Source organism: Variovorax paradoxus, assembly GCF_040544635.1.
Lineage (GTDB): Bacteria > Pseudomonadota > Gammaproteobacteria > Burkholderiales > Burkholderiaceae_C > Variovorax > Variovorax paradoxus_R.
Genome location: NZ_JBEPKJ010000013.1, coordinates 1 through 22,785 on the forward strand (window position 1 = coordinate 1; position 22,785 = coordinate 22,785).

A 22,785-nucleotide genomic window follows, 5' to 3' on the forward strand; every position below is an offset into this window, starting at 1 on the left:
ATCGGGTGCTCCCCGCAGCGAAATAAAGGAGGAGCCGAAGGCGGGGGACATTCGCGGAGGGGAGTACCCGGTGGCCTTTGCACACGCCCTGAACAACAGCCCCTGAATGGGCGCAGCACTATGGAGAACCACTGAAATGGCGGCCCTTCCCGAACTCCTGGCCCAACTAGACGCCACCATGGCCGACGAGCGCCTGAGCGACGATGAGCGCCGCGTGCTGGTCCACACCTTGCGCGAAGCCTCACCGCCCGAAGACGGCCTGCGCCAGCTGCGCAACCGGGCCTTCGACCTGGTGCGCGCCCGCACTGCCGACCCGGAGCAGTTGTCTTTGCTCAAGTGGCTCGAAGGCGTGGTCCGCTCGATCGACACCGGCCGCTCGCCCGATGCGGTTGCGGTGCACTCGCAAGCCTTCTTCAGCCCCGGCACCGCTTGCCTGCAGGCAATCAACCAGCAGCTGAAGGCCGCCAGGCGTTCGGTCGACCTGTGCGTCTTCACGCTGTCGGACGACCGCATCACCGCCGAGGTGCTGGCCGCATACCGGCGCGGCGTGGCGGTGCGCTTCATTACCGACAACGACAAGGAGTTCGACCGCGGCAGCGACGTGGGCCAGTTGCGCGCGGCCGGCATTCCGATTGTGGTTGACCGCACCGAGGCGCACATGCACCACAAGTTCGCCATCTTCGACGGCGCGCGGCTGCTGAACGGCAGCTACAACTGGACCCGCAGTGCCTGCGAGCACAACGAGGAGAACGTGATCCTGAGCAACGACCCCTCGCTCGTGCGCCGCTTTGCGGACGAATTCGATACCTTGTGGAAAGAACTGCAGGCCGCCTGATGCCAAGAAGAATCGACTACGACTGGGAACTGCCGTCTGAAATCCAGCAGCGGCTGGGAGGCGCGAGCTACGGCGCGCAGCGCGTCATTCACGAGCAGGGCCATCTGCTGGTGATCTTGCACGAGCCGCCCGCCGGCCCCGGTGCGGAGCGCAAGCCCGCGGTGTTCTTGCGCAAGCCCGACGGTGCATGGTTTCACAAGGGCAACAACCCCGGCGAGCGGGCGTTCGCCAAGCTGCTCGAAAGCTATCGCGCGGCACTGGCCACTTTCGAGGCCAGGCACGCGGCCGCTGAAACTTCCGAGGATCTGTTCCAGGTTCTCGGCCCGCTCATTCCGCTGACCCGCGCCGCCATGAACATGCAGGCCGCGCTGCAGGCGGCGCGCGATGCCGTCAAGGAAGACCTCATGCTCATCGACTTGCGCGATCTCGCGGTCGAAATCACGCGCGGCATGGAACTGCTGTTGGCCGACACCCGCATGTCGCTCGACTACCGGCTCGCGCATGCGGCCGAGGCGCAGGCGCGCTCGACCCGGGAAGTCAGCCGCGCGCAGCACAAGCTCAACACCATCGCGGCCTTGACCTTTCCGCTCATGGCCGTTGGCGCCGCCTTCGGCATGAACCTGCACAGCGGCATGGAGAACATGCCAGTCTGGATGTACTGGGCGATTTTCGCGGGCGGTCTCTTCCTTGGCGTTTTGCTGCGCGGCTGGGTCAAAGCGCCGGAGGCTGCGCTGCTGCCTGTCGCCAAGCCTGCGTTGGCCAAGAAGAAGTAGAGCAAGTAAAGCACCGGCCTTCGCGTTTTGCGAAGGCGTGCTGCCGTCAGAGCAATTCCGGCGGAAGCGATCTGTTCTTAGAGTTGGGGCATTCCCACAGGAGACAGACGCAGATGAACGCACTCGAAGGCCTCAAGGTGCTGGAGCTCGGCCAGCTCATCGCCGGCCCGTTCGCCGGCAAGACGCTGGCGGAATTCGGCGCCGACGTGATCAAGGTCGAACCTGCGGGCGTCGGCGACCCGCTGCGCAAATGGCGTCTGCTGCGCGAGGGCACTTCGGTATGGTGGGAGGTGCAGTCGCGGAACAAGCGCTCGGTGTGCCTCGACCTGCGCAGCGCGGAAGGCCAGGAGGCCGTGCGCGCCCTGGCGCTCGAGGCCGACGTGCTGATCGAAAACTTCAAGCCTGGCACGCTCGAAGGCTGGGGCCTGGGCTGGGAGCAGCTGCATGCGCTCAACCCCCGGCTCATCATGCTGCGCATCTCCGGCTACGGGCAGACCGGCCCCTACCGCGACAAGCCGGGTTTTGGCGTGCTCGGCGAATCGATGGGCGGGCTGCGCTACCTGAGCGGCGAACCGGGCCGGGTGCCTGTGCGCGTGGGCGTTTCGCTGGGCGACACGCTGGCCGCGCTGCACGGCGTGATCGGCGTGCTCACCGCGCTGCATCACCGCACGGCCCATGGCGGGGAAGGGCAGTTCATCGACGTGGCGCTGTACGAGTCGGTCTTCAACGTGATGGAAAGCCTGCTGCCCGAATACGATGCGTTCGGCGCGGTGCGGGAACGTGCCGGCAGCGCGTTGCCGGGTATTGCGCCGACCAATGCCTACAAGTGCAGCGACGGCCACTACGTGCTGGTGGCTGGCAACGGCGACAGCATCTTCCGCAGGCTGATGCGCGCCATCGACCGCGCTGATCTTGAGAATGATCCGCAGCTCGTGCACAACGACGGCCGCGTGCAGCGTGTGGAAGAGATCGACGCCGCCATCGAGGCCTGGACGCTGCGGCGCAGCCGCGACGAGGCGCTGGCCGTGCTCGATGCGGCCGGCGTGCCGGTCGGGCGCATCTACTCGGTGGCCGACATCGCGACCGATCCGCAGTACCTGGCGCGCCAGATGATCGTGGAGGCGACCACCTCCGACGGAGAAATGCTCAAGGTGCCCGGCGTCGTGCCCAAGCTCAGCGCCACGCCGGGGCGCATTGCGCACCCCGCGCCGCAGCTCGGCGAACACACCGGCGACTTGCAGGGCCCGGGCTGGCCGGCGCGCCGCACCGAAGAAAGCGAGGCTGTATGAAAGAAGGCAACGGCAAGCGGCTCTTCATCAACGAAGTGGCCACGCGAGACGGCTTCCAGATGGAAAGCCGATTTATTCCCACCGACGACAAGATTGCGCTGGTCGACCGCCTCAGCACGCTGGGCTACGCCAAGATCGAGGTGACCTCGTTCACTTCCGCCAAGGCGATACCGGCACTGCGCGACGGCGAAGAGGTGATGCAGCGCATCGCCCGTCGGCCCGGCGTGGTCTATACCGCGCTGGTGCCGAACCTGCGCGGGGCCGAGCGCGCGCTGGAAAGCCGCATTGGCGAATTCAACATCGTCATGTCGGTGAGCGAGACCCACAACCTGAGCAACCTGCGCATGACGCGCGAACAGTCATTTGCCCAACTGGCCGAAGTCATCGCGCTGGCAAAGCAGGCTGGCGTGCCGGTGAACGTCTCGCTCTCGTGCGTGTTCGGCTGCCCGATGGAAGGCGAGGTGCCGCTTGCCGCGGTGCTCGAATGGGTCGACCGCTTCGCCGCGTTGCAAGTCCAGGGCGTCACGCTGTGCGACACCACGGGCATGGCTTTTCCCACGCAGGGGCAGACAATTTGCGAGGCGGTCCTGGCAAGGCACCCCGCACTGCAATGGACGGCGCACTTTCACAACACGCGCGGCATGGGGCTTGCCAACACCGTGGCCGCGGTCGAAGCGGGTGTCGAGCGGCTCGACATGTCGCTCGGCGGTATCGGCGGTTGCCCCTATGCACCCGGCGCCACCGGCAATGTGGCCACCGAAGACGTGGTGCACATGCTGCAATGCATGGGCTACGACACCGGTATGGATCTGGAAGGCCTGATCGATGCCGCGTCGGCGCTCGAAACCCTGGTGCAGCACGACTTGCCGAGCCAGGTTTCCCGCGCCGGACACCGGCTCACCCGGCATGCGCCGCCGGCCGATTTCAACGATATCGCGGCGCGTGCGCATGCGCGCCGCGGCAAGGAGCTGCAGACATGATCGACCATCTGGACCACCTGGTGCTCACCACTGTCGACGAAGAGGCCTGCACCCGCTTCTATATCGACGTGATGGGCATGGCGCTGGAAACTTTCGGCCCGGGCCGCAAGGCTTTTCGCTTCGGCAACCAGAAGATCAACCTGCACGTGAAGGGGCACGAGTTCGAGCCGAAGGCGCAGGTGCCGATGCCGGGTTCGCTGGACCTGTGCTTCATCGCGAGCGTGCCGCTCGACGACGTGATCGCGCGCCTGAAAGACAAGGGCGTGCCGATTCTCGAAGGCCCGGTGATGCGAACCGGCGCCACATCGCGCATCCGCTCGGTCTACGTGCGCGACCCCGACCTGAATCTGATCGAAATCTCGGAGCTGGCGCCCTGACGGGCCAGCTTCGAAGACAGCCACACAAAAACCACCGGAGACAAACCATGAAACCCACACTTCGCCTTCTTGCGGCCAATCTCGGCCTGGCGCTAGCGGCCACCGCGGCCAGCGCCGACACCTGGCCTTCGAAACCGATCACCTTCATCGTGCCCACCGCGCCCGCGGGCTCCACCGACATCATGGCGCGCATGGTCGGCGAGCCGCTGCAACGCGCGCTGGGCCAGCCCGTGGTCGTCGACAACAAGCCCGGCGCCAGCGGCAACATCGGCACCGAAGCCGTGGCGCGCGCCGCGCCCGACGGCTACACGCTGCTGATGCAGTACTCGGGCTACCACGTCGGCAACCCCTCGCTCTATCCGCAGCTCAAGTGGAGCCCGGTCAAGGACTTCGTTCCGGTGGCCATGGTGATGCGCGCGCCGCACGTCGTCGCCGTGAGCGGCAAGCTGCCGGTCAGCTCGATGAAAGAACTCGTCGAGCACGGCAAGAAGAAAGAGGGCGGCCTGTTCTATGCCTCGTCGGGAAACGGCTCCATCCAGCACATCGCAGGCGAGCTGCTGTCGCGGCAGTCGAAGCAGCCGATGACGCACGTGCCCTACAAGGGCTCGGGCCCGGCCATCAACGACCTGGTTGCGGGCAACGTGGACATGTTCATCACCACGCCGCCTTCGGTCATCGGGCACATTGCCAGCGGGCGCATGAAGGCGCTGGCCTATACGGGCAGCAAGCGGCACCCGTCGATGCCCAATGTGCCGACCTCGGCCGAGGCAGGCTTGCCGGGCTACGAAGTGGAGTCGTGGTTCGCGGTGTTCGCACCGGCCAAGACGCCGCCCGAAGTCGTCGCCAGGCTCAGCGCCGAGATCAAGAAGATCGTCGAGAGCGAATCGTTCCGCAAGAAGGTGGACGAGCAGGGCGCCTTCGCGACCTACATGGACTCCGCGGCGCTCGGAAAATTCGTCGACCAGGAACTGGTGGCCTGGTCGAAGGTGATCAAGGCGGCCGACATCAAGCCCGAGTGACCGGGCTCGGGGCCGCAACGCGCTACGGCACTATGGCTTGACGCCCAGCACCGAGAGAATGATGGCTGCCAGCGTCAGCGTGACCGGCAACCGGTGCGACGCCAGGGCTTGCGCCCGCGCAACCGACAGCTTCGACGAGAGAAGCAGGTTCTTTTCGGAATGAAGAGGTGTGGTCATATCGATACTCCTGAATGGCTGCGGGCGACTTGTCCGCATGCCTCAAAGATAGTCATCGCAAGGCACCGCGGCACGGGGCTTTGCGCGACACCGCGTTTCCGTTTTTGCAACGATCGGCGCGGAACCAGGTCAGGGTAGCTGCGAAGAATTAGCCGGCAATGAGCTTCTGCACCAGCTCCGCCGTGGTGGCCGCCGCGTACTTGCGCATCAGCCGCGCGCGGTGCAGTTCCACCGTGCGGTGGCTGATGCCCAGTGCCTTGCCGATCTCCTTGGACGTGAGCCCGCGCATCACCTGCGCCGCCACCTCGCGCTCGCGCGGCGTGAGCTCGGCTTTTACGGCGCGGCGCGAGCCCAGGTCTTCGAAGGTCCAGATGCCGGCCTCGTGCGGCGCGGCGCGGTTCATGGCGTGGCCCGTGACATGGCACCAGAAGGTTTCGCCGGCCATGGCGCCGTGCAGGCCGCCCAGGCGCTTCATCATGCGGTTGTCGGCATAGCGGCCGCTGGCGTTCAGGAACGGTTCCATGCGCTTGCCGATGCGCTCGAACTCGGCCACGCTCGGGTAGAGAATGCTGAACGAATGCCCGACCAATGCGGAGGGCGTTGCACCGAAGATCTCGCAAACCCGCTCGTTGCAGGCCACGATGGTGCGGTTGCGCGAAACCACCATGCCCACGGGGGCATGCTCAAAGGCCAGGCGGTAATCGATCTCCTGCATCGGGGGTCACCATTACGAAATACTACGTATACGACTACGTAGTATCGTTCAAGGCTCTTCAAAGCTTTCGCCAACTCTCCACCATCCATCAAGGAGCCCGAGTGAACAAGATTTATCCCTCCGCAGACGCGGCACTCAAGGGGGTCGTGGCCGACGGGCAGATGCTCGCGGTCGGCGGCTTCGGTCTGTGCGGCATTCCCGAGGCGCTGATCGATGCGCTCAAGGACACCGGCGTGCAGAACCTCACCGTCATCTCGAACAACGCGGGCGTCGACGGCTTCGGCCTCGGCAAGCTGCTCGAGACGCGGCAGATCAAGAAAATGATCGCGTCGTACGTGGGCGAGAACAAGGAGTTCGAGCGCCAGTACCTGGCCGGCGAACTCGCCCTCGAATTCACGCCCCAGGGCACGCTGGCCGAAAAGCTGCGCGCGGGCGGCGCGGGCATTCCCGCTTTCTTCACCAAGACCGGCGTCGGCACGCAAGTGGCCGAGGGCAAGGAACTGCGCGAGTTCGACGGCGAGACCTACGTGATGGAACGTTCGCTGGTGCCCGACGTGGCGCTGGTGAAGGCCGACGTGGCCGACAAGTCGGGCAACCTGCGCTTTCGCCTCACGGCGCGCAACTTCAACCCCGCCGCCGCCATGGCCGGCAAGATCTGCATCGTCGAAGTCGAGAAGATCGTCGAAGTGGGCGAACTGGCGCCCGACGACATCCACCTGCCCGGCATCTATGTGCACCGCATCGTGCTGAACGCCAACCCCGAGAAGCGCATCGAGAAGCGCACGGTGGCCGCCGCCGCGCCGGCTGACGCAGCGGCCGCCAAGGTCGAGGCCCAGGCCGCCATTGCGCAAGCCGCCGCCGGCAGCGAAGTGCCCGCCCCCGTCAAGAACAACAAAGGAGCCTGAGATGCCCTGGACCCAAGACCAAATGGCCGCGCGCGCGGCGCAAGAACTCGAAGACGGTTTCTATGTGAACCTGGGCATCGGCATTCCCACGCTGGTGGCCAACTTCGTCGGCGACAAGGAAGTGTGGCTGCAAAGCGAGAACGGCATGCTCGGCATCGGCCCGTTCCCGACCGAAGACCAGGTGGATGCCGACCTGATCAACGCCGGCAAGCAGACCGTCACCACGCTGCCGGGCTCGGCCATTTTCGGCAGCCACGACAGCTTCGCGATGATCCGTGGCGGCAAGATCAACCTGTCGATCCTCGGCGCCATGCAGGTCAGCGTGAAGGGCGACCTCGCCAACTGGATGATTCCCGGCAAGATGGTGAAGGGCATGGGCGGCGCCATGGACCTGGTAGCCGGCGTGAAGCGCGTCATCGTGCTGATGGAGCACGTCGCCAAGAAGAAGGACGGCACCGAGGACTTCAAGATCCTCGAGCAGTGCACGCTGCCGCTGACGGGCGTGGGCGTGGTCGACCGCATCATTACCGACCTGGCCGTGATGGACGTGGTGCCCGAAGGCCTCAAGGTGATCGAGCTCGCGCCTGGCGTGAACTTCGATGCGCTGCAGGCCAAGACCGGGGCCAAGCTGATCCAGTAGGCTGCGGCAACGCGGTATCGACAAGGGCCGCTTTTGCGGCCCTTTGTCATGGAGGGATGAGAAACTGTACGCATGGCCTATCTCGACCTCGACAACCTCCAGACCATTTTTCTCGACGACGAGGCGCTTCGCACACGGCGCCTGCAGCGCCAGCCTTGCGGGGTGCTCCACATCACGAGCGGCCGCATCGTGGCGTGCGATCCGCTGGTGCAGCCCGAGCGCGAGCCCTTCGTTCGCAGCGTGAGCGGGCGCGGCGCATTCCCGGCCGAGGTGCTGCAGCACGAAGGCCGCCATGCGCTGGCGGTGCTCTGGTTGCGCGAGCGGGGCGGCTTGCAGGCCACCGGTCTCCACTGGGAGCCGGCACTGCTCGAAGGGCAATCGCAGGACGAACTCGGCGACGACGAGTTCTACGGCTACCCCGTCGATGCCGGCGTCGGCTGCTTCATGGATGCCGAGTGCGCAGCTGCCATCGCCGAGCGCGAGGCGCGCGAATCATCGGCCAACCCCGACTACGTCAGCTACTACGACGACGTGCTCGACACCGAACTGGGCGTCGAGGACATGGCGGACCACTACCCGCTGGGCGAGGGCAGCGCGAACAACGTGCTGATCTTCAGCTCGGGCTGGGGCGACGGTAGCTACCCGAGCTTCTGGGCGATCGACGCGTCCGGCGAAGCCGTGGCGCTGGTGACCGACTTCATGACGATGCACGGCGGCGATGCGCGCAGCGAGGACGAGAAGCGCGACGACGCCTACGCCGCCAGTCTTTCCCCCGAGAAACTGGCAGCGCTCGAAGCGCTGGGCGCCGCTGCGATCAACGGCGATGCGGCCGCCATCCGGCCCTTGCTCGATGCCGGGCTTGCCGGCGCCAACGACATCATTCCGTCGCTCGGCGAAACCGCCATCACGAGCGCGATCCGCATGAACCGACTCGAAGCGCTGCGCATGCTGCTGGGCGCCGCCCCATGCCCCGTCATGCCCGAGCAACTGCGCATCGAAGGCCAGGCGGAAAGCTACCTGGCCTATGCGCGCTGGCTCGGGAAGCCGCGCGTGCCGGGATTGATCGAGTTGCTTGAGGCATCGGAAACCACGGCTGCTGCGCCAGCGCCCGCCGAAGGCACGAGCCTCTGGAAACGCCTGTTCTCCTGAGGCCTGCGCCGAAGCGCGCCGGTGCATCGGCGCTTCAGCCCGGCGGCATCAGCATGTCTTTCTGCGACTGAGCGGTGGCGAGCAAAAACTCCCACACCGCACGCATCCGCACGAGGTGCTTGGTTTCCGCCGGCATCGACATCCAGAACGTGCGCGTGAAATTCGCTTGGCCGCTCAGCACCGGGCGCAGCGCCGGGTCCCGCTCGGCCACGAACGCCGGCAGCACGGCGATGCCGGCTCCGGCGGCCACCGCCCGGTGCTGCGCAAGCACGCTGGTGCTGCGCAGCGCAAAGGCATCGGGCCGGTGCAGTTCGTCGAGGTACTGCAGTTCCTTGCTGAAGAGCAGGTCGTCCACGTAGCTGATGAAGGTGTGGCCGCGCAGGTCTTCGCGTGTCTTGATCGGCTTGTGCGCGGCCAGGTATTGCTTCGACGCGTAGAGCCGCAGCGTGTAGTCGGTGAGCTTGGTCACGACCACGGGCCCGCGCGCCGGCCGTTCGAGCGAAATCACGATATCGGCCTCGCGCCGAGACAGGTGAACCAGCCGCGGCATCGCCAGCAGGTCGATGGTGAGCTTGGGGTGCTGCTGCGCGAAAAGCGCGAGCTGCGGCGCGAGCACGACGGTGCCGAAACCCTCGGTGGCGCCGATGCGGATCAGCCCCGACAGGCCTTCCTGCGAAGCGGGCGCGGTGCTCTCCACCGCCTGGAAGGCGCTCTCCATGGCTTCGACCTGCGGCTGCAGCTTGCGGCCCGCCTCGGTGAGCCGGTGGCCGCCCGCCTCCCGCGAGAAAAGCGGCGCACCCACTTCCTTTTCGAGCGCCTGGATGCGCCGCGCCACCGTGGTGTGGTCCACCTCCAGCCGCCGCGCGGCGCTCATCAGCGTGCCCGAGCGGGCCAGCTCCAGAAAGTAGCGAAGGTTGTCCCAGTCCATGTGCTCGCGGTCCCTCGGGTTGACTCTGCATTTTTGCAAAGCGATGGCGCATATTTGTCTATTGTCATGGCAAATCTGCAAAGCTAGGATGCGGCTTGAACCTGCCACGCAGGCCCCGAATTCACAGGAGACAAAACCCATGGACGCCACCACCACCCCCAAGACCCAGGTCGCCACCGTCAAGCTGTTGATCGGCGGCAAGTTCGTCGAATCGAAGACCACCGAATGGCGCGACATCGTCAACCCCGCCACGCAGGAAGTGCTGGCCCGCGTGCCCTTTGCGACGCAGGCCGAGCTCGACGCCGCCGTGGCCTCCGCCAAGGACGCCTTCAAGACCTGGCGCAAGACGCCCATCGGCGCGCGCGCCCGCATCTTCCTGAAGTACCAGCAGCTCATTCGCGAGAACATGGGCGAACTGGCCGCCATTCTCACGGCCGAGCAGGGCAAGACGCTGCCCGACGCGGAGGGCGACGTGTTCCGCGGCCTCGAAGTGGTCGAGCACGCATCGAACATCGGCAATCTGCAGCTCGGCGAGCTGGCCAACAATGTGGCCAACGGCGTCGACACCTACACGCTGCTTCAGCCGCTGGGCGTGTGCGCCGGCATCACGCCGTTCAACTTCCCGGCCATGATTCCGCTGTGGATGTTCCCCATGGCCATCGTCACCGGCAACACCTTCGTGCTGAAGCCCTCCGAACAAGACCCGATGGTGACCATGCGCCTCGCCGAACTCGCACTCGAAGCCGGCATTCCGCCCGGCGTGCTGAACGTGGTGCATGGCGGTGAAGCCGTGGTCAACGGCATCTGCGACCACAAGGACATCAAGGCCATCAGCTTCGTCGGCTCGACCAAGGTCGGCACGCACGTCTACAACCGCGCCACGCTGGCCGGCAAGCGCGTGCAATGCATGATGGGCGCGAAGAACCACGCCATCGTGATGCCCGACGCCAACAAGGAGCAGACGCTCAATGCGCTGGCAGGCGCAAGCTTCGGCGCTGCGGGCCAGCGCTGCATGGCGGTGTCGGTGGCGGTGCTGGTGGGCGAGGCGCGCAACTGGGTGCCCGAACTCATCGAGAAGGCCAAGACGCTGAAGATCGGCGCCGGCACCGAGAAGGGCGTGGACGTGGGCCCGCTGGTGTCTTGCGCTGCGTATGACCGCGTCAACGGCCTCATCGAACGCGGCGTGGCCGACGGCGCCAAGCTCGAACTCGACGGCCGCAAGCCCACCGTGCCCGGCTACGAGAAGGGCAACTTCGTGGGCCCGACGATCTTCTCGGGCGTGAAGCCCGGCATGACGATCTATGACCAGGAAGTGTTCGGGCCGGTGCTGTGCGTGGCCGATGCAGAGAACATCGACGAGGCGATCGAGCTGATCAACAGCAACCCGAACGGCAACGGCACGGCCATCTTCACGCAGTCGGGCGCCGCGGCGCGCCGCTTCCAGGAAGACATCGACGTGGGCCAGGTCGGCATCAACGTGCCGATTCCCGTGCCGGTGCCGATGTTCTCGTTCACTGGTTCGCGCGCTTCCAAGCTCGGCGACCTGGGCCCGTACGGCAAGCAGGTCATCATGTTCTACACGCAAACCAAGACCGTGACGGCACGCTGGTTCGACGACAGCACCGTCTCGCACGGCGTGAACACCACGATCAGCCTCAAATGAGGCGCAGACTTCGCGTCGCGGCCTGGGGGGCGGTAGCGGCGCTGGCTTTGCTGGCGGGCGGTGCGCAGGCGGCCGCGGACGCCGGTCCCGACGACTGCAATCCCGACGGCAACCAGCAGCAGCTGAACGCCTGCGCTGCGCGCGATTTTCGTGCGGCCGATGCCGCGCTCAACATCCGCTACGGCGAGGTGATGAAGACGCTCTCGCCGCAGATGCGCGTCGAGTTGCGCACCGAGCAGCGCACCTGGCTCAAGGGCCGCGACCCCGCTTGCAAGCGCGCCTCGAAAGCGAACGAAGGCGGCTCCATCTGGCCGCTGGTGTTCAATTCATGCTTGGAGAAATCGACTCGCAAACGGACCGCCGAACTGGATCGATGGAAGGGCCGCGAACAATGAACTTCGAATTGTCCGAAGAGCAGAACGCCTTTGCGCAGAGCGCGCGCGACTTCGCGCAGGCCGAGTTCGCGCCGCATGCGGCCCAGTGGGACGCGGAGGCCATCTTTCCGAAAGAGGCCATCGCCAAGGCGGGCGAACTCGGCTTCTGCGGGCTCTATGCGCCCGAGCGCATCGGCGGCCTCGGGTTGCCGCGGCTCGATTCCGCGCTGGTGTTCGAGGAGATGGCCGCGGTCGACCCCTCGACCACGGCCTTCATCACCATCCACAACATGGCGACGTGGATGCTCGGCACCTGGGCGACCGATGCGGTCGCGAAGCAGTGGGGCGAAGACTTGACGAGCGGCCGCAAGCTCGCTTCCTATTGCCTCACCGAGCCGGGCGCCGGATCGGACGCGGGCTCGCTCAAGACGCGCGCCGAACTGCAAGGCAACGAATACGTCATCAATGGCGGCAAGGCCTTCATCTCTGGTGCGGGCGCGACCGACGTGCTGGTGCTCATGGCGCGCACGGGCGGCGGCGGCGCGGGCGGTATCTCGGCCTTTGCGGTGCCGGCCGATGCGCCGGGCGTGAGCTACGGCAAGAAGGAGCACAAGATGGGCTGGAACAGCCAGCCCACGCGCACCATCAACTTCGACAACGTGCGCATTCCCGCCGAGAACCTGCTGGGCAAGGAAGGCGAGGGCTTTCGCATTGCCATGAAGGGGCTCGACGGCGGGCGCATCAACATCGCAACCTGCTCGGTGGGTGCAGCGCAGGGTGCGCTGGATGCGGCGCGCCGGTACCTGCACGAGCGCCAGCAGTTCGGCAAGCCGATATCGAGTTTTCAGGCGCTGCAGTTCAAGCTGGCAGACATGGCGACCGAACTGGTTGCGGCGCGGCAGATGGTGCGGCTTGCCGCAAGCAAGCTCGATGCGGGCCATGCCGATGCGAGCACCTATTGCGCGATGGCCAAGCGCTTTGCGACCGATGCGGGCTTCAACGTGTGCAACGACGCGCTGCAGCTGCATGGCGGCTATGGCTACCTGAGCGAGTTTCCGCTCGAGCGGCTGGTGCGCGATACCCGCGTGCACCAGATTCTCGAAGGCACCAACGAGATCATGCGTGTGATCGTTGCGCGAAAATTGCTGGAAGGGGACAGCGATATCCGCTGACGCCCCGCATCCAGAACCTCTCAAGACAATGACCGACTCCGTAGTTCTTTTTGAAGAAATCAAGACCGCCGGCGGCCAGCGCTTCGGCGTGGCCACGCTCAACGCCCCGGCCTCGCTCAACGCGCTTTCCGTGGACATGGTGCGCCTGCTCACGCCCAAGCTGCGCGAGTGGGCCGGGGACGACGGCATCGTCGGCGTGCTGATGCAGGCTGCCGGCGAAAAGGCTTTCTGCGCCGGCGGCGACCTGCGCCAGCTGTATCAAACGCTGCTCGAATGCGGCTCCGCCCGCAACACCTATGCCGAAGACTTCTTCTGCGAGGAATACGAACTCGACTACCTGATCCACACTTTTCCCAAGCCCTTTCTCTGCTGGGGCCACGGCATTGTGATGGGCGGCGGCGTGGGGCTGATGTCGGGCTGCTCGCACCGCGTGGTCACGGCGCAAAGCCGCATCGCCATGCCGGAGATCAGCATCGGGCTCTATCCCGACGTGGGCGGCAGCTGGTTCCTCAGGCGCACGCCCGGCCGCACGGGTCTGTTCCTGGCACTCACTGCCGCCAACCTCAATGCGGCCGACACCATCTTCTGCGGGCTGGCCGATGTGCTGGTGCCGCACGAGCGCAAGGGCCAGGTGCTCGAAGCGATTGCGGCCACGCACTGGCTCGGAGAGCAGAAGGCCGATCGCGCCGAGCTCTCGCGCATTCTTGCGCGTGCCGGCGAGGGCGCCGAGATGCCGCCCTCCAAGGTGCGCGAGCACTACGACACCATCAACGCGCTGATGGCCGGCGACGACCTGACCGACATCGCCCAGCGCCTGCGCGAGTTGCAAAGCGACGACCCTTGGCTGCAGTCCGCATCCAAGACCTTCGTGAAGGGTGCGCCGAGTTCGGCCGCGCTGAGCTTCGAGCTCTGGCAGCGTGTGCACCGCATGTCGCTGGCCGAGGTGTTCCGGCTCGAATACTGGGCGTCGCTGGGCTTCTGCGCGCACAAGGACTTTGCCGAGGGCATCCGCGCGGTGCTGATCGACAAGGACCGCAACCCGCGCTGGAACCCGGCCACCATCGAAGAGATCACGCCCGCTTTCATCGAAGACCATCTGCGCCCGCGCGGCGAAATGCCCGCGGAGCTGGCCGCGCTGGTCTGATCTTCTTCTTCTGCAAGTACAACGGAGACAAAAAATGAAAATCGCATTCATCGGCCTCGGCAACATGGGCGGCCCCATGGCCATGAACCTGCAGAAGGCCGGCCACGCGGTCAAGGCTTTCGACCTGTCAGGCGAGGCTTGCAAGAAGTACGCAGCCGAAGGCCTGAGCATTTCCCCCTCTGCCGCCGATTCGATGGCCGATGCCGAAATCGTGATCAGCATGCTGCCGGCCAGCGCGCACGTCGAGGGTCTGTTCCTCGGCGGCGGCGGCAAGCCGGGTCTGCTCGACAGCATCAAGGCCGGCACGCTCGTGATCGACAGCAGCACCATCGCGGCCGCCACCTCGCGCAAGGTGGCCGAGGCAGCCGCCGCCAAGGGCATCGCCATGATCGATGCGCCGGTTTCCGGCGGCACCGGCGGGGCAGTTGCCGGCACGCTCACCTTCATGGTCGGCGGAGAAGCAAAGGATCTGGAGCGCGCACGCCCGGTGCTCGAGAAAATGGGCGCCAACATCTTTCACGCCGGCGCAGCAGGTGCGGGTCAGACCGCGAAGATCTGCAACAACATGCTGCTCGGCATCTTGATGATCGGCACCTCCGAGGCGCTGGCGCTGGGCGTTGCCAACGGGCTCGATCCGAAGGTGCTGTCCGAAATCATGCGCCGCAGCTCCGGCGGCAACTGGGCGCTCGAGAAGTACAACCCCATGCCGGGCGTGATGGAAACAGCCCCCGCATCGAAGAACTATGCGGGCGGCTTCGGTACCGACCTGATGCTCAAGGACCTGGGCCTGGCGCAAGAAAACGCCACCGCCGTACGTGCCGCCACACCGCTGGGCGGGCTGGCGCGCAGCCTGTATGCGGCGCACAGCCTGGCGGGCCACGGCGCGCTGGACTTTTCAAGCGTGCTGAAGCTGGTGCAGAAGACTTCTTCCTAACCAAACAAGGCGTCGTTGGCCCACAGCAGGCCCAGCACGCCCGCGAACAACAGCAGAAACACGACCCACGCGCGCGTGAACGCCTGCGTTTCCGTGATCTCGGCGGGAGCCGTTTCAGGCGGACCAGGGCGTTTGGGCGTTTGTGGGTTCATTCCCGACTGTACCTCGCGGCCCTGGTCGTGCGGCCTTTCGCGCGTTCGACATGGCCAGCAGAATGACAACCCGCGGCGAACCCGCGCAAGAAAACTCCGGTCAAAGCAGCTCGATCCCGGGCAGGCTCTTGAAGCAACTCTCGCGCGTGATGCGCACGAAGTCGGCGAGCCACGGCTGGCCGGAGGTGCCCTGCGTGCACGCCATGTACAGCCGCCCGGTCAGGCCCTTGCTGCCCACGCGCCGCGCCGTGACATAGCCGCGATCAAGATAGTTCTGCACCGCCCACAGCGGCAGGGTCGCCACGCCGCGGCCGCTGGCCACCAGCTGCAGCATCGCCACCGTGAGTTCGGTCGTGCGCCGGTGCGCGGGCTCCACGCCGGCCGGCGCCAGCACTTGCCGCACGATGTCGAGCATTTCGTCGGGCACGGGGTAGGTGATGAGCGTCTGGTCGGCAAAGTGGCGCGCCGTGAGGTGGGCCTTGGCTGTCAGCGCATGGTCGTTGGCGAGCAGCGCGACGATCTCGAAGCGGAACAGCGCGTGGTAGTCCACCGTTTCATCGGGGTCCTGCTCGGAAACGATCGCCACCTCGGCCCGGTTCTGCATCACCAGCGCGATCGGGTCGGGGTGAAAGCCCGAGACGATGTCGAGCTCGATCTCGGGCCAGCGCTGGCGAAAGGCATCCATGGCCGGCATCAGCCAGTCGAAGCAGGTGTGGCACTCCACCACGATGCGCAGCTGACCGCTGCGGCCCAGCGCAAGCCGCGCCACGTCGCGCTCCGCTTCTTCGACCAGCGGCAGCGCGGTGTCGGCCAGCTGCAGCAGCCGCAGCCCGGTGGTGCTGAACTGCGGCGGCACCGACTTGCGCTCGAAGAGCTGCGCACCGTAGCGGTCTTCAAGCAGCTTGATCTGGTGCGATAACGCCGACTGCGTGAGGTTGAGCAACTGCGCCGCGCGCACCAGACTGCCGGTGTCGCGCAGCGCGGCCAGCGTGCGCAGGTGGCGTATTTCCAGAATCGACTGCAACATGAATGAATTTCAAGTGAAAGGGCAAAACGTTTCGTTTGAATCATATGCCTCAAAGCCCGACCATTGCGGATTCTCAAGATCCAGCGACCGGAATACCTGCAATGACCACCCGTACCCACACCCTCGGCTTTCCGCGCATGGGCGCCAACCGGGAACTGAAGTTCGCACTCGAAAAGCACTGGCGCGGCGAGATCGACCGCACCGCGCTCGAGGCCGTTGGCGAACAGCTGCGCGAGCGCCATTGGCAGGCCCAGCGCGACGCGGGGCTCGACTACGTGACCGTCGGCGACTTTGCCTACTACGACCATGTGGCCAACCACGTCCAGCTGCTCGGTTGCGAGCCGGCGCGCTTCGGCTTCAAGGGCGATGAATCCGAACTCTCGCGCTACTTCAAGATGGCACGCGGCGTGGAAGACGAAGTCGGCCACGTGCACGATGCCGGCTGCAACCACGGCAGCGAAGGCACGGAAGGCACCTTTGCGCTCGAGATGACCAAGTGGTTCGACACCAACTACCACTACCTCGTGCCCGAGTTCAACGCGGCCACGCAGTTCAAGCTGGCCTCGACGCGCCTGTTCGACGAGGTGGCGCAGGCGCAGCAGGCCGGGCATGCGGTCAAGGCCGTGTTGCTCGGGCCGCTGAGTTTTCTGTACCTCGGCAAGGAAAAAGAGGCGGGCTTCGACCGCTTCTCGCTGCTCGACGCACTGCTGCCCGTTTATGAACAGGTGCTCGCGCGCCTGAAGCAGCAAGGCGTGGAGTGGGTGCAGATCGACGAGCCCATCCTGGGCCTGGACCTGCCCGATGCCTGGCGCAATGCCTTCGAGCGTGCCTACTGGCAGCTGGCCCGCAGTGCGCCCAAGCTGCTGCTGGCCACGTATTTTTCGCCGCTCTCGGACAACCTGCGCCTGGCCTGCCAGCTGCCGGTGGCCGGCCTGCACGTGGACGCCGTGCGGTCGCCGCAAGAGCTGACCGGCGTGGCCGACTGGCTCTCGGCGCACAAGGTGCTGTCGGTCGGCATCGTCGACGGCCGCAACATCTGGCGCACCGACCCCGACGCCGCGCTTGCCGCGCTGCGCCCGGTGGTCGACAAGAACCGCGGCGAGCTGTGGATCGCGCCCTCATGCTCGCTGCTGCACGTGCCGTTCAGCCTGGCCGCGGAAAACAAGCTCGATGCGGAGCTCAAGTCGTGGCTCGCCTTTGCGGTCGAAAAGCTCGACGAATTGCGCGTGCTGCGTGCCGTGCTCGAAGGCCGCGAGGGTTCGGTTGCCGAAGAACTCAAGGCTGCGCGCGCCGCCGTGGCCGCACGCCGCAGCAGCCCGCGCGTGCACCGCGCCGACGTGGCGCTGCGGCTTGCACGCAGCGTGGCCGGGGACGACCAGCGCACGTCCGTATTCGGGCACCGCCAGCTGGTGCAACGCGCGCGCTTTGCGTTCCCCGCGCTGCCGACCACCACCATCGGCTCGTTCCCGCAGACGACGGAAATCCGCGCCGCGCGTGCCGCATTCAAGCGGGGCGAGCTCGACGCCGCAGGCTATCGCGAGAAGATGCGCGCCGAAATCGCGCTGGCCGTGCGCAAGCAGGAAGCGCTGGGCATCGACGTGCTGGTGCATGGTGAGGCCGAGCGCAACGACATGGTCGAGTACTTCGGCGAACAGCTCGACGGCTTTGCCTTCACCGCCAACGGTTGGGTGCAGTCGTACGGCTCGCGCTGCGTGAAGCCGCCGGTCATCTTCGGCGACGTGGCACGCCCCGCGCCGATGACGGTCGAGTGGACCGCCTATGCGCAAAGCCTTACCAGGCTGCCGATGAAGGGCATGCTGACCGGCCCCGTCACCATCCTGCAGTGGTCCTTCGTGCGCGACGACCAGCCGCGCGCCACCACCTGCGAACAGATTGCCTGGGCGATTCGCGACGAGGTGGTGGACCTCGAAGGCGCGGGCATCGGCGTCATCCAGATCGACGAGCCCGCGATCCGCGAAGGCCTTCCGCTGCGCCGTGCCGGCTGGCCGGCCTACCTGAAGTCGGCCACGCGGGCCTTCCGCATCAGCGCCTCGGGCGTGCGCGACGAGACGCAGATTCACACCCACATGTGCTATTCGGAGTTCAACGACATCCTGCCGGAAATCGCGGCCATGGACGCCGACGTGATCACCATCGAAACCAGCCGTTCCGACATGGAGCTGCTGCGCGCGTTCGGCGGATTGGGCGGCGAGAACAACGCGGGCGGTTTCCGCTACCCGAACGAGATCGGTCCCGGCGTGTACGACATCCATTCGCCGCGCGTTCCATCGGTCGACGAGATCGTGCGCCTGATGCGCAAGGCCGCTGGCGTGGTGCCGCTCGAGAACCTCTGGATCAACCCCGACTGCGGCCTGAAGACCCGCGGCTGGCCCGAGACGGAAGCCGCGCTGTCGAACATGGTCACGGCCGCGAAGCTGCTGCGCAAGGAACTGGCGGCGGCCTGAAGCGGGTGCCACGGCGGGATGGCAGACGGCAAGCGCCAATAATGGCGCCATGACCGTTTCCCTTCCCGTTGCCAAACGTTTCTCCCTCGCGCCCCTTCTTCTGCTGCTGTCGCTGTTGCTCGCACCGGCCTTGGGCTGGGCGCAGCAAGACCGCGCCCGCGCGCTGCTGCAGTTCGAGGGCGTGCACGCGCGCTACCAGGAAGCCTATGCGCCGGGTGCCGTGTCGCGCGATGCGCGCCAGTTGCTGGAGCCCGCCGACCAGGCTATTGCCGACAACGCACTCAAGGCGCTGGACGCGGCGACCGCGCGGTCTTTCGATGTCGCCGCGTCCGTTGCCGCCATTCAGCAGGAAGTAGCCACCGCCGGCAAGGGTGCAGCCGCGCCGAGCCCGCAGGTGCTGGCCGCGGTGACGCGGTTCGCGCAGCTGCGTGCCGATTACGCCGCGAAGGACCAGGCGGCCAAGTTCGAGTTCTTCAACCGCGAGCGCGCGAAGCCGGCCGATCCCGCACGCACGGAACTGCTCGAGCGCATGGCCGTGGTCGACATGCGAGAGGTCGACTTCTCCAGCCAGCTGCTGCTGAGCTCCGTCGTCAAGCAACTCGCGCGCGGCAACGCCGGCCAGTTCACGTCCTTGCCCGACCGCACGCTCGACATGGCCGTCGACACGCTGTGGTCGCGCGGCATCACGTCACCGCGCCCGCGCAACCTGTTGACGGTGGCGCGCGAGTTGGAAAAGCAGGTGACGCAGGCGCTGCTCGCGGCATTGCCCGATGCGGACGTGGCCGCCTTGCTCGCCTGGCGCAACGACCCGCAGGCCGCGGCCGAGCGCGAAGCGCTGGTGGGCAGCTACCGCGCAGAGGTCAAGGCGAGCGGCGCCGTGGCGATCCGGACACTGGTGCGCGGCTGGCCCCGCTCTTGAGGGCGACGCGCGCACTGCCGTACTTGTCGGGTGCCGCGGCATAGGGCATGAAGCGGCTCTGGTTCTCGTCCACGTCGAGCGGGCGGCCCACGAACGGAAAGGCGCGTTGCGGGCAGGCTTCCCGCTCGCATACCTTGCAGCCCGCGCCAATGGGTGTCGGCACCTCGGGGTCGCGCAGGTCCATGCCCTTGGAATAGACGAGCCGCGTCGCGTGGCTGATGTCGCAGCCCAGGCCGATGGAAAAAGTCTTGTTGGGCGACCCGTAGCCTCGGAAGCCGTGCGACACGGTGCGCGCAATCCAGAGGTAGGCGCGGCCGTCGGGCATGCGGGCCAGTTGGGTGAGCACGCGGCCGGGTTGCGCGAAGGCCTCGTACACGTTCCACAGCGGGCAGGTGCCGCCGGTCTTCGAGAAGTGGAAATGCGTGGCCGATTGCCGCTTCGAGATGTTGCCCGCCCGGTCGACGCGAATGAGAAAGAAGGGCACGCCGCGCGCCTCGGGCCGCTGCAGCGAGCTCAGGCGGTGGCAGATGGTCTCGAAGCCCACGCCGAAGCGCCGCGCGAGCTGGTCGATGTCGTAGCGCAGCTGCTCGGCCGCTTCAAGAAAAATTCCGTAGGGCAGGAGCAGGGCGGCGGCGAAATAATTGGCCAGGCCGATGCGCGCGAGCGAACGCGCCGTATCGTTCGACAGAGGTGCTTCGGCGACAAGCTTGTCGATCATGTCGCCGACTTCAAGAAACGCGAGCTGCGTTGCAAGCTGGAAGGCGTGCTGGCCCGGCTCCAGGTAGCGTGAGAGCCGCAGCACGCGCGTGGCCGGGTCGTAGCGGCGCTGGGCACCGCCTTCGTCGTCCTCGGCCGGAATCACCTGCACGCCGTGCGCTTCGAGCAGCCGGTGCGCGAGCCGGTCGCCCGGGTTGCCTTCGCGCAGCCGCCACTGCGCGGAGAAAGCTTCGGCGGCGTCGTCGAGCGGTGCGATGTGGTTCTGGTGTGCGAAGAAGAAGTCGCGCACTTCTTCGAAAGGCATCGGCCGCGCCTGCGGCATGCGCGCAAGGTCGCCGCGGCCATCGCCGAGTTCGGCGGCCAATGCTTCGAGCCTTTCCATGGCGTCGCGGTGCCGCTGGTGCAGTGCGACCAGCGCGCGGCCCACGGCCGGCATCTGCGTGGCGACTTCGCGCAGCTCGGCGAGTGCGACGGCATCGCCGCCGGGGTTGTCGGCCAGTGCTTCGCGCAGGCTGGCAACGAGGCGCGCCTCTTCGTCTTCCGAGAAGGCCTGGATGTCGACGCCCAGCGTGGCATGCAGGCGAAGCAAGACGGGTACGGTGAGCGGACGCTGGTTCTGCTCGATCTGGTTCAGGTAGCTCGGCGACAGGCCGAGATGTTGCGCGAGCGCGAGCTGGCTCAGGCCGCGCTCTTCGCGCAGGCTTCGCAGGCGCACGCCCATGAAGGTTTTCTTCATCGTCAATCCAATCTTCGCAAGATTCGCAAATCGAATGCGTCGGCTTCGCAATCATTCGCCAATTCAGTCCTTCATTATGGACACGATCTTGCGTAAATTGCGAATATGCAAAACGCACGCGGCACAGTCCGACTGATCGAGGTGGTGTTCCCCGAGCACACCAACCACTACGGCACCTTGTTCGGCGGACAGGCACTGCAGCTGCTGTCGAAGGCGGCGTTCCTCTCCGGACGCAGCTTCGCGCGCGGCGACGTGGTGATGGCCCGCTGCGGCGAGGTGCTGTTCCATGCGCCGGTGCGGCTGGGCAGCACGCTGGTGCTCGACACGCATGTGGCGCGCATCGGCCGCAGCTCGCTCACCGTGCGCGTGGCCGGCAGCGTGCAGGACGTGGCCACCGACACGCTCACCCGCGTGCTCGACGGCGAATTCGAGATGGTGGCGGTCGACGCCGCCGGACGGCCGGTGCGGCTGGCGAACCCGCCGCGCCTTCATGAACAGACATTCGAGGAGACGGTATGACACTGCCGACAGAGAACGCGCCCATAACCGGCTTCAAGCCGAAGAAATCAGTCGCGCTTTCGGGTGTGACCGCAGGCAACACCGCGCTGTGCACCGTGGGGCGCACCGGCAACGACCTGCACTACCGCGGCTACGACATCCTCGACATTGCCGATGTCTGCGAGTTCGAGGAAATTGCGCACCTGTTGGTGCACGGCAAGCTGCCGACCGTTTCCGAGCTGCGCGCCTACAAGGGCCGCCTGAAGGCCATGCGCGGCCTGCCCGCGAGCGTGAAGGAAGCGCTGGAGCGGTTGCCCGCAAGCGCCCATCCGATGGACGTGATGCGCACCGGCGTCTCGGCGCTCGGCTGCGTGCTGCCCGAGAAAGACGACCATTCGCTGCCCGGTGCGCGCGACATCGCCGACCGTCTGATGGCCTCGCTCGGTTCGATGCTGCTGTACTGGTACCACTGGTCCACGCAGGGGCGGCGCATCGAGGTTGAGACGGACGACGAATCGATCGGCGCGCACTTCCTGCACCTGCTGCACGGCCGCGCGCCCTCGGCAAGCTGGGAGCGTGCAATGCACACCTCGCTCAACCTCTATGCCGAGCATGAGTTCAATGCATCGACCTTCACCGCGCGCGTGGTGGCGGGCACCGGCTCCGACGTGTATTCGGCCATTACCGGTGCCATCGGTGCGCTGCGCGGGCCGAAGCACGGCGGCGCCAACGAGGTGGCCTTCGAGATCCAGAAGCGCTACGACACGCCGGGCGAAGCCGAGGCCGACATTCGCCGCCGCGTGGAAGCCAAGGAAGTCGTTATCGGCTTCGGCCACCCGGTCTACACCGTGTCGGACCCGCGCAACGTGGTCATCAAGCGCGTGGCGAAGCATCTCGCGGGCGAGGCCGGCTCCACCCGCATGTACGACATTGCCGAGCGGATCGAATCCGTGATGTGGGATGCGAAGCGGATGTTCCCGAACCTCGACTGGTTCAGCGCCGTGAGCTACCACATGCTCGGCGTGCCCACGGCCATGTTCACGCCGCTGTTCGTGATTGCGCGCACCAGCGGATGGGCCGCCCACATCATCGAACAGCGGCAGGACAACAAGATCATCCGGCCGAGCGCCAACTACACCGGCCCGGAAGACCTGGTCTTCGTGCCGATATCGGACCGCCGCTGAAGGCTTTCGCACA

The 22,785-nt window shown here is 66.3% G+C and carries 24 protein-coding genes; 18 read left to right on the plus strand and 6 right to left on the minus strand.

Going from position 1 to position 22,785, the window contains the following annotated elements; translation table 11 throughout:
- Positions 1-136 precede the first annotated feature (136 nt).
- The 6 genes from ABIC94_RS20940 to ABIC94_RS20965 all read left to right on the plus strand — a co-directional run bounded on the left by ABIC94_RS20940 (position 137) and on the right by ABIC94_RS20965 (position 5,273).
- A complete protein-coding gene (locus ABIC94_RS20940) occupies positions 137-835 on the plus strand; it encodes a phospholipase D-like domain-containing protein (RefSeq protein ID WP_354374900.1) in 699 nt (232 codons plus the stop codon).
- Entirely contained in the window at positions 835-1,608 is a 774-nt protein-coding gene (locus ABIC94_RS20945) for a hypothetical protein (RefSeq protein ID WP_354374901.1), read from the plus strand. The genes ABIC94_RS20940 and ABIC94_RS20945 overlap by 1 nt, the downstream gene beginning before the upstream one ends.
- 113 nt (positions 1,609-1,721) lie before the next feature.
- Complete coding sequence (locus tag ABIC94_RS20950) at positions 1,722-2,897, plus strand: CaiB/BaiF CoA transferase family protein (RefSeq protein ID WP_354374902.1); 1,176 nt, start codon at positions 1,722-1,724, stop codon at positions 2,895-2,897.
- On the plus strand, positions 2,894-3,877 hold the full coding sequence (locus ABIC94_RS20955; protein WP_354374903.1) for a hydroxymethylglutaryl-CoA lyase: 984 nt from the start codon (positions 2,894-2,896) through the stop codon (positions 3,875-3,877). Before ABIC94_RS20950 ends, ABIC94_RS20955 begins: the two co-directional genes overlap by 4 nt.
- Entirely contained in the window at positions 3,874-4,254 is a 381-nt protein-coding gene (locus tag ABIC94_RS20960; RefSeq protein WP_354374904.1) for a VOC family protein, read from the plus strand. Before ABIC94_RS20955 ends, ABIC94_RS20960 begins: the two co-directional genes overlap by 4 nt.
- A gap of 47 nt (positions 4,255-4,301) precedes the next feature.
- Positions 4,302-5,273, plus strand: coding sequence for a Bug family tripartite tricarboxylate transporter substrate binding protein (locus ABIC94_RS20965; protein ID WP_354374905.1), 972 nt, complete (start codon positions 4,302-4,304; stop codon positions 5,271-5,273).
- A gap of 30 nt (positions 5,274-5,303) precedes the next feature.
- Here ABIC94_RS20965 and ABIC94_RS20970 read toward each other — a convergent pair whose 3' ends face one another.
- Together ABIC94_RS20970 and ABIC94_RS20975 are read right to left on the minus strand one after the other, a co-directional pair.
- A complete protein-coding gene (locus ABIC94_RS20970; RefSeq protein ID WP_165442094.1) occupies positions 5,304-5,450 on the minus strand; it encodes a hypothetical protein in 147 nt (48 codons plus the stop codon).
- A 148-nt stretch (positions 5,451-5,598) separates the two neighbouring features.
- Positions 5,599-6,165: a LuxR C-terminal-related transcriptional regulator gene (locus ABIC94_RS20975; RefSeq protein ID WP_258507463.1), complete on the minus strand. Its 567-nt coding sequence runs from the start codon at positions 6,163-6,165 to the stop codon at positions 5,599-5,601.
- Positions 6,166-6,266: 101 nt separating this feature from the next.
- Here ABIC94_RS20975 and ABIC94_RS20980 point away from each other — a divergent pair, with 101 nt between their 5' ends.
- The 3 genes from ABIC94_RS20980 (at position 6,267) to ABIC94_RS20990 (ending at position 8,859) form a co-directional block, all read left to right on the plus strand.
- Positions 6,267-7,070, plus strand: coding sequence for a CoA transferase subunit A (locus tag ABIC94_RS20980; RefSeq protein WP_354374906.1), 804 nt, complete (start codon positions 6,267-6,269; stop codon positions 7,068-7,070).
- Between the two features lies 1 nt (position 7,071).
- Positions 7,072-7,710, plus strand: coding sequence for a 3-oxoacid CoA-transferase subunit B (locus ABIC94_RS20985; protein WP_354374907.1), 639 nt, complete (start codon positions 7,072-7,074; stop codon positions 7,708-7,710).
- A 72-nt stretch (positions 7,711-7,782) separates the two neighbouring features.
- Positions 7,783-8,859, plus strand: coding sequence for a DUF4241 domain-containing protein (locus ABIC94_RS20990; RefSeq protein ID WP_354374908.1), 1,077 nt, complete (start codon positions 7,783-7,785; stop codon positions 8,857-8,859).
- Positions 8,860-8,893: 34 nt separating this feature from the next.
- Here the strand turns inward: ABIC94_RS20990 and ABIC94_RS20995 are convergent, their stop codons facing one another.
- Positions 8,894-9,787: a LysR family transcriptional regulator gene (locus ABIC94_RS20995; RefSeq protein WP_354374909.1), complete on the minus strand. Its 894-nt coding sequence runs from the start codon at positions 9,785-9,787 to the stop codon at positions 8,894-8,896.
- Between the two features lie 139 nt (positions 9,788-9,926).
- On the opposite strand from ABIC94_RS20995, the gene ABIC94_RS21000 reads away from it, so the two are divergent.
- From ABIC94_RS21000 to mmsB, 5 genes are read left to right on the plus strand one after another with little or no spacing between them, the layout of a single operon-like run.
- Positions 9,927-11,450 carry a CoA-acylating methylmalonate-semialdehyde dehydrogenase gene (locus tag ABIC94_RS21000; protein ID WP_354374910.1) on the plus strand — a complete coding sequence of 508 codons (1,524 nt, stop codon included), beginning with the start codon at positions 9,927-9,929 and terminating at the stop codon, positions 11,448-11,450.
- Positions 11,447-11,845: a lysozyme inhibitor LprI family protein gene (locus tag ABIC94_RS21005; RefSeq protein WP_354374911.1), complete on the plus strand. Its 399-nt coding sequence runs from the start codon at positions 11,447-11,449 to the stop codon at positions 11,843-11,845. The genes ABIC94_RS21000 and ABIC94_RS21005 overlap by 4 nt, the downstream gene beginning before the upstream one ends.
- Positions 11,842-12,996 carry an acyl-CoA dehydrogenase family protein gene (locus tag ABIC94_RS21010; RefSeq protein WP_354374912.1) on the plus strand — a complete coding sequence of 385 codons (1,155 nt, stop codon included), beginning with the start codon at positions 11,842-11,844 and terminating at the stop codon, positions 12,994-12,996. The genes ABIC94_RS21005 and ABIC94_RS21010 overlap by 4 nt, the downstream gene beginning before the upstream one ends.
- Positions 12,997-13,024: 28 nt before the next feature.
- Complete coding sequence (locus tag ABIC94_RS21015) at positions 13,025-14,140, plus strand: enoyl-CoA hydratase/isomerase family protein (protein ID WP_354374913.1); 1,116 nt, start codon at positions 13,025-13,027, stop codon at positions 14,138-14,140.
- Between the two features lie 34 nt (positions 14,141-14,174).
- A complete protein-coding gene (gene mmsB, locus ABIC94_RS21020; protein WP_354374914.1) occupies positions 14,175-15,074 on the plus strand; it encodes a 3-hydroxyisobutyrate dehydrogenase in 900 nt (299 codons plus the stop codon).
- Here the strand turns inward: mmsB and ABIC94_RS21025 are convergent.
- Positions 15,071-15,226, minus strand: a complete 156-nt coding sequence (locus ABIC94_RS21025; RefSeq protein ID WP_354374915.1) for a hypothetical protein — start codon at positions 15,224-15,226, stop codon at positions 15,071-15,073. The two genes, mmsB and ABIC94_RS21025, sit on opposite strands and share 4 nt — an antisense overlap.
- Positions 15,227-15,326: 100 nt before the next feature.
- The gene (locus ABIC94_RS21030; protein WP_354374916.1) at positions 15,327-16,253 is read right to left on the minus strand and encodes a LysR family transcriptional regulator; all 927 of its coding nucleotides are present in this window, start codon (positions 16,251-16,253) and stop codon (positions 15,327-15,329) included.
- Between the two features lie 101 nt (positions 16,254-16,354).
- On the opposite strand from ABIC94_RS21030, the gene metE reads away from it, so the two are divergent.
- Together metE and ABIC94_RS21040 are read left to right on the plus strand one after the other, a co-directional pair.
- Positions 16,355-18,718 carry a 5-methyltetrahydropteroyltriglutamate--homocysteine S-methyltransferase gene (gene metE / locus ABIC94_RS21035; RefSeq protein ID WP_354374917.1) on the plus strand — a complete coding sequence of 788 codons (2,364 nt, stop codon included), beginning with the start codon at positions 16,355-16,357 and terminating at the stop codon, positions 18,716-18,718.
- 49 nt (positions 18,719-18,767) lie between these two features.
- Positions 18,768-19,637, plus strand: coding sequence for a hypothetical protein (locus ABIC94_RS21040; RefSeq protein WP_354374918.1), 870 nt, complete (start codon positions 18,768-18,770; stop codon positions 19,635-19,637).
- Here the strand turns inward: ABIC94_RS21040 and ABIC94_RS21045 are convergent.
- Complete coding sequence (locus ABIC94_RS21045) at positions 19,579-21,090, minus strand: short-chain fatty acyl-CoA regulator family protein (RefSeq protein WP_354374919.1); 1,512 nt, start codon at positions 21,088-21,090, stop codon at positions 19,579-19,581. The genes ABIC94_RS21040 and ABIC94_RS21045 overlap by 59 nt on opposite strands.
- Before the next feature lie 105 nt (positions 21,091-21,195).
- On the opposite strand from ABIC94_RS21045, the gene ABIC94_RS21050 reads away from it, so the two are divergent.
- Together ABIC94_RS21050 and prpC are read left to right on the plus strand one after the other, a co-directional pair.
- On the plus strand, positions 21,196-21,609 hold the full coding sequence (locus ABIC94_RS21050; protein ID WP_354374920.1) for an acyl-CoA thioesterase: 414 nt from the start codon (positions 21,196-21,198) through the stop codon (positions 21,607-21,609).
- Positions 21,606-22,772: a bifunctional 2-methylcitrate synthase/citrate synthase gene (gene prpC, locus ABIC94_RS21055; RefSeq protein ID WP_354374921.1), complete on the plus strand. Its 1,167-nt coding sequence runs from the start codon at positions 21,606-21,608 to the stop codon at positions 22,770-22,772. The genes ABIC94_RS21050 and prpC overlap by 4 nt, the downstream gene beginning before the upstream one ends.
- Positions 22,773-22,785: the final 13 nt, after the last annotated feature.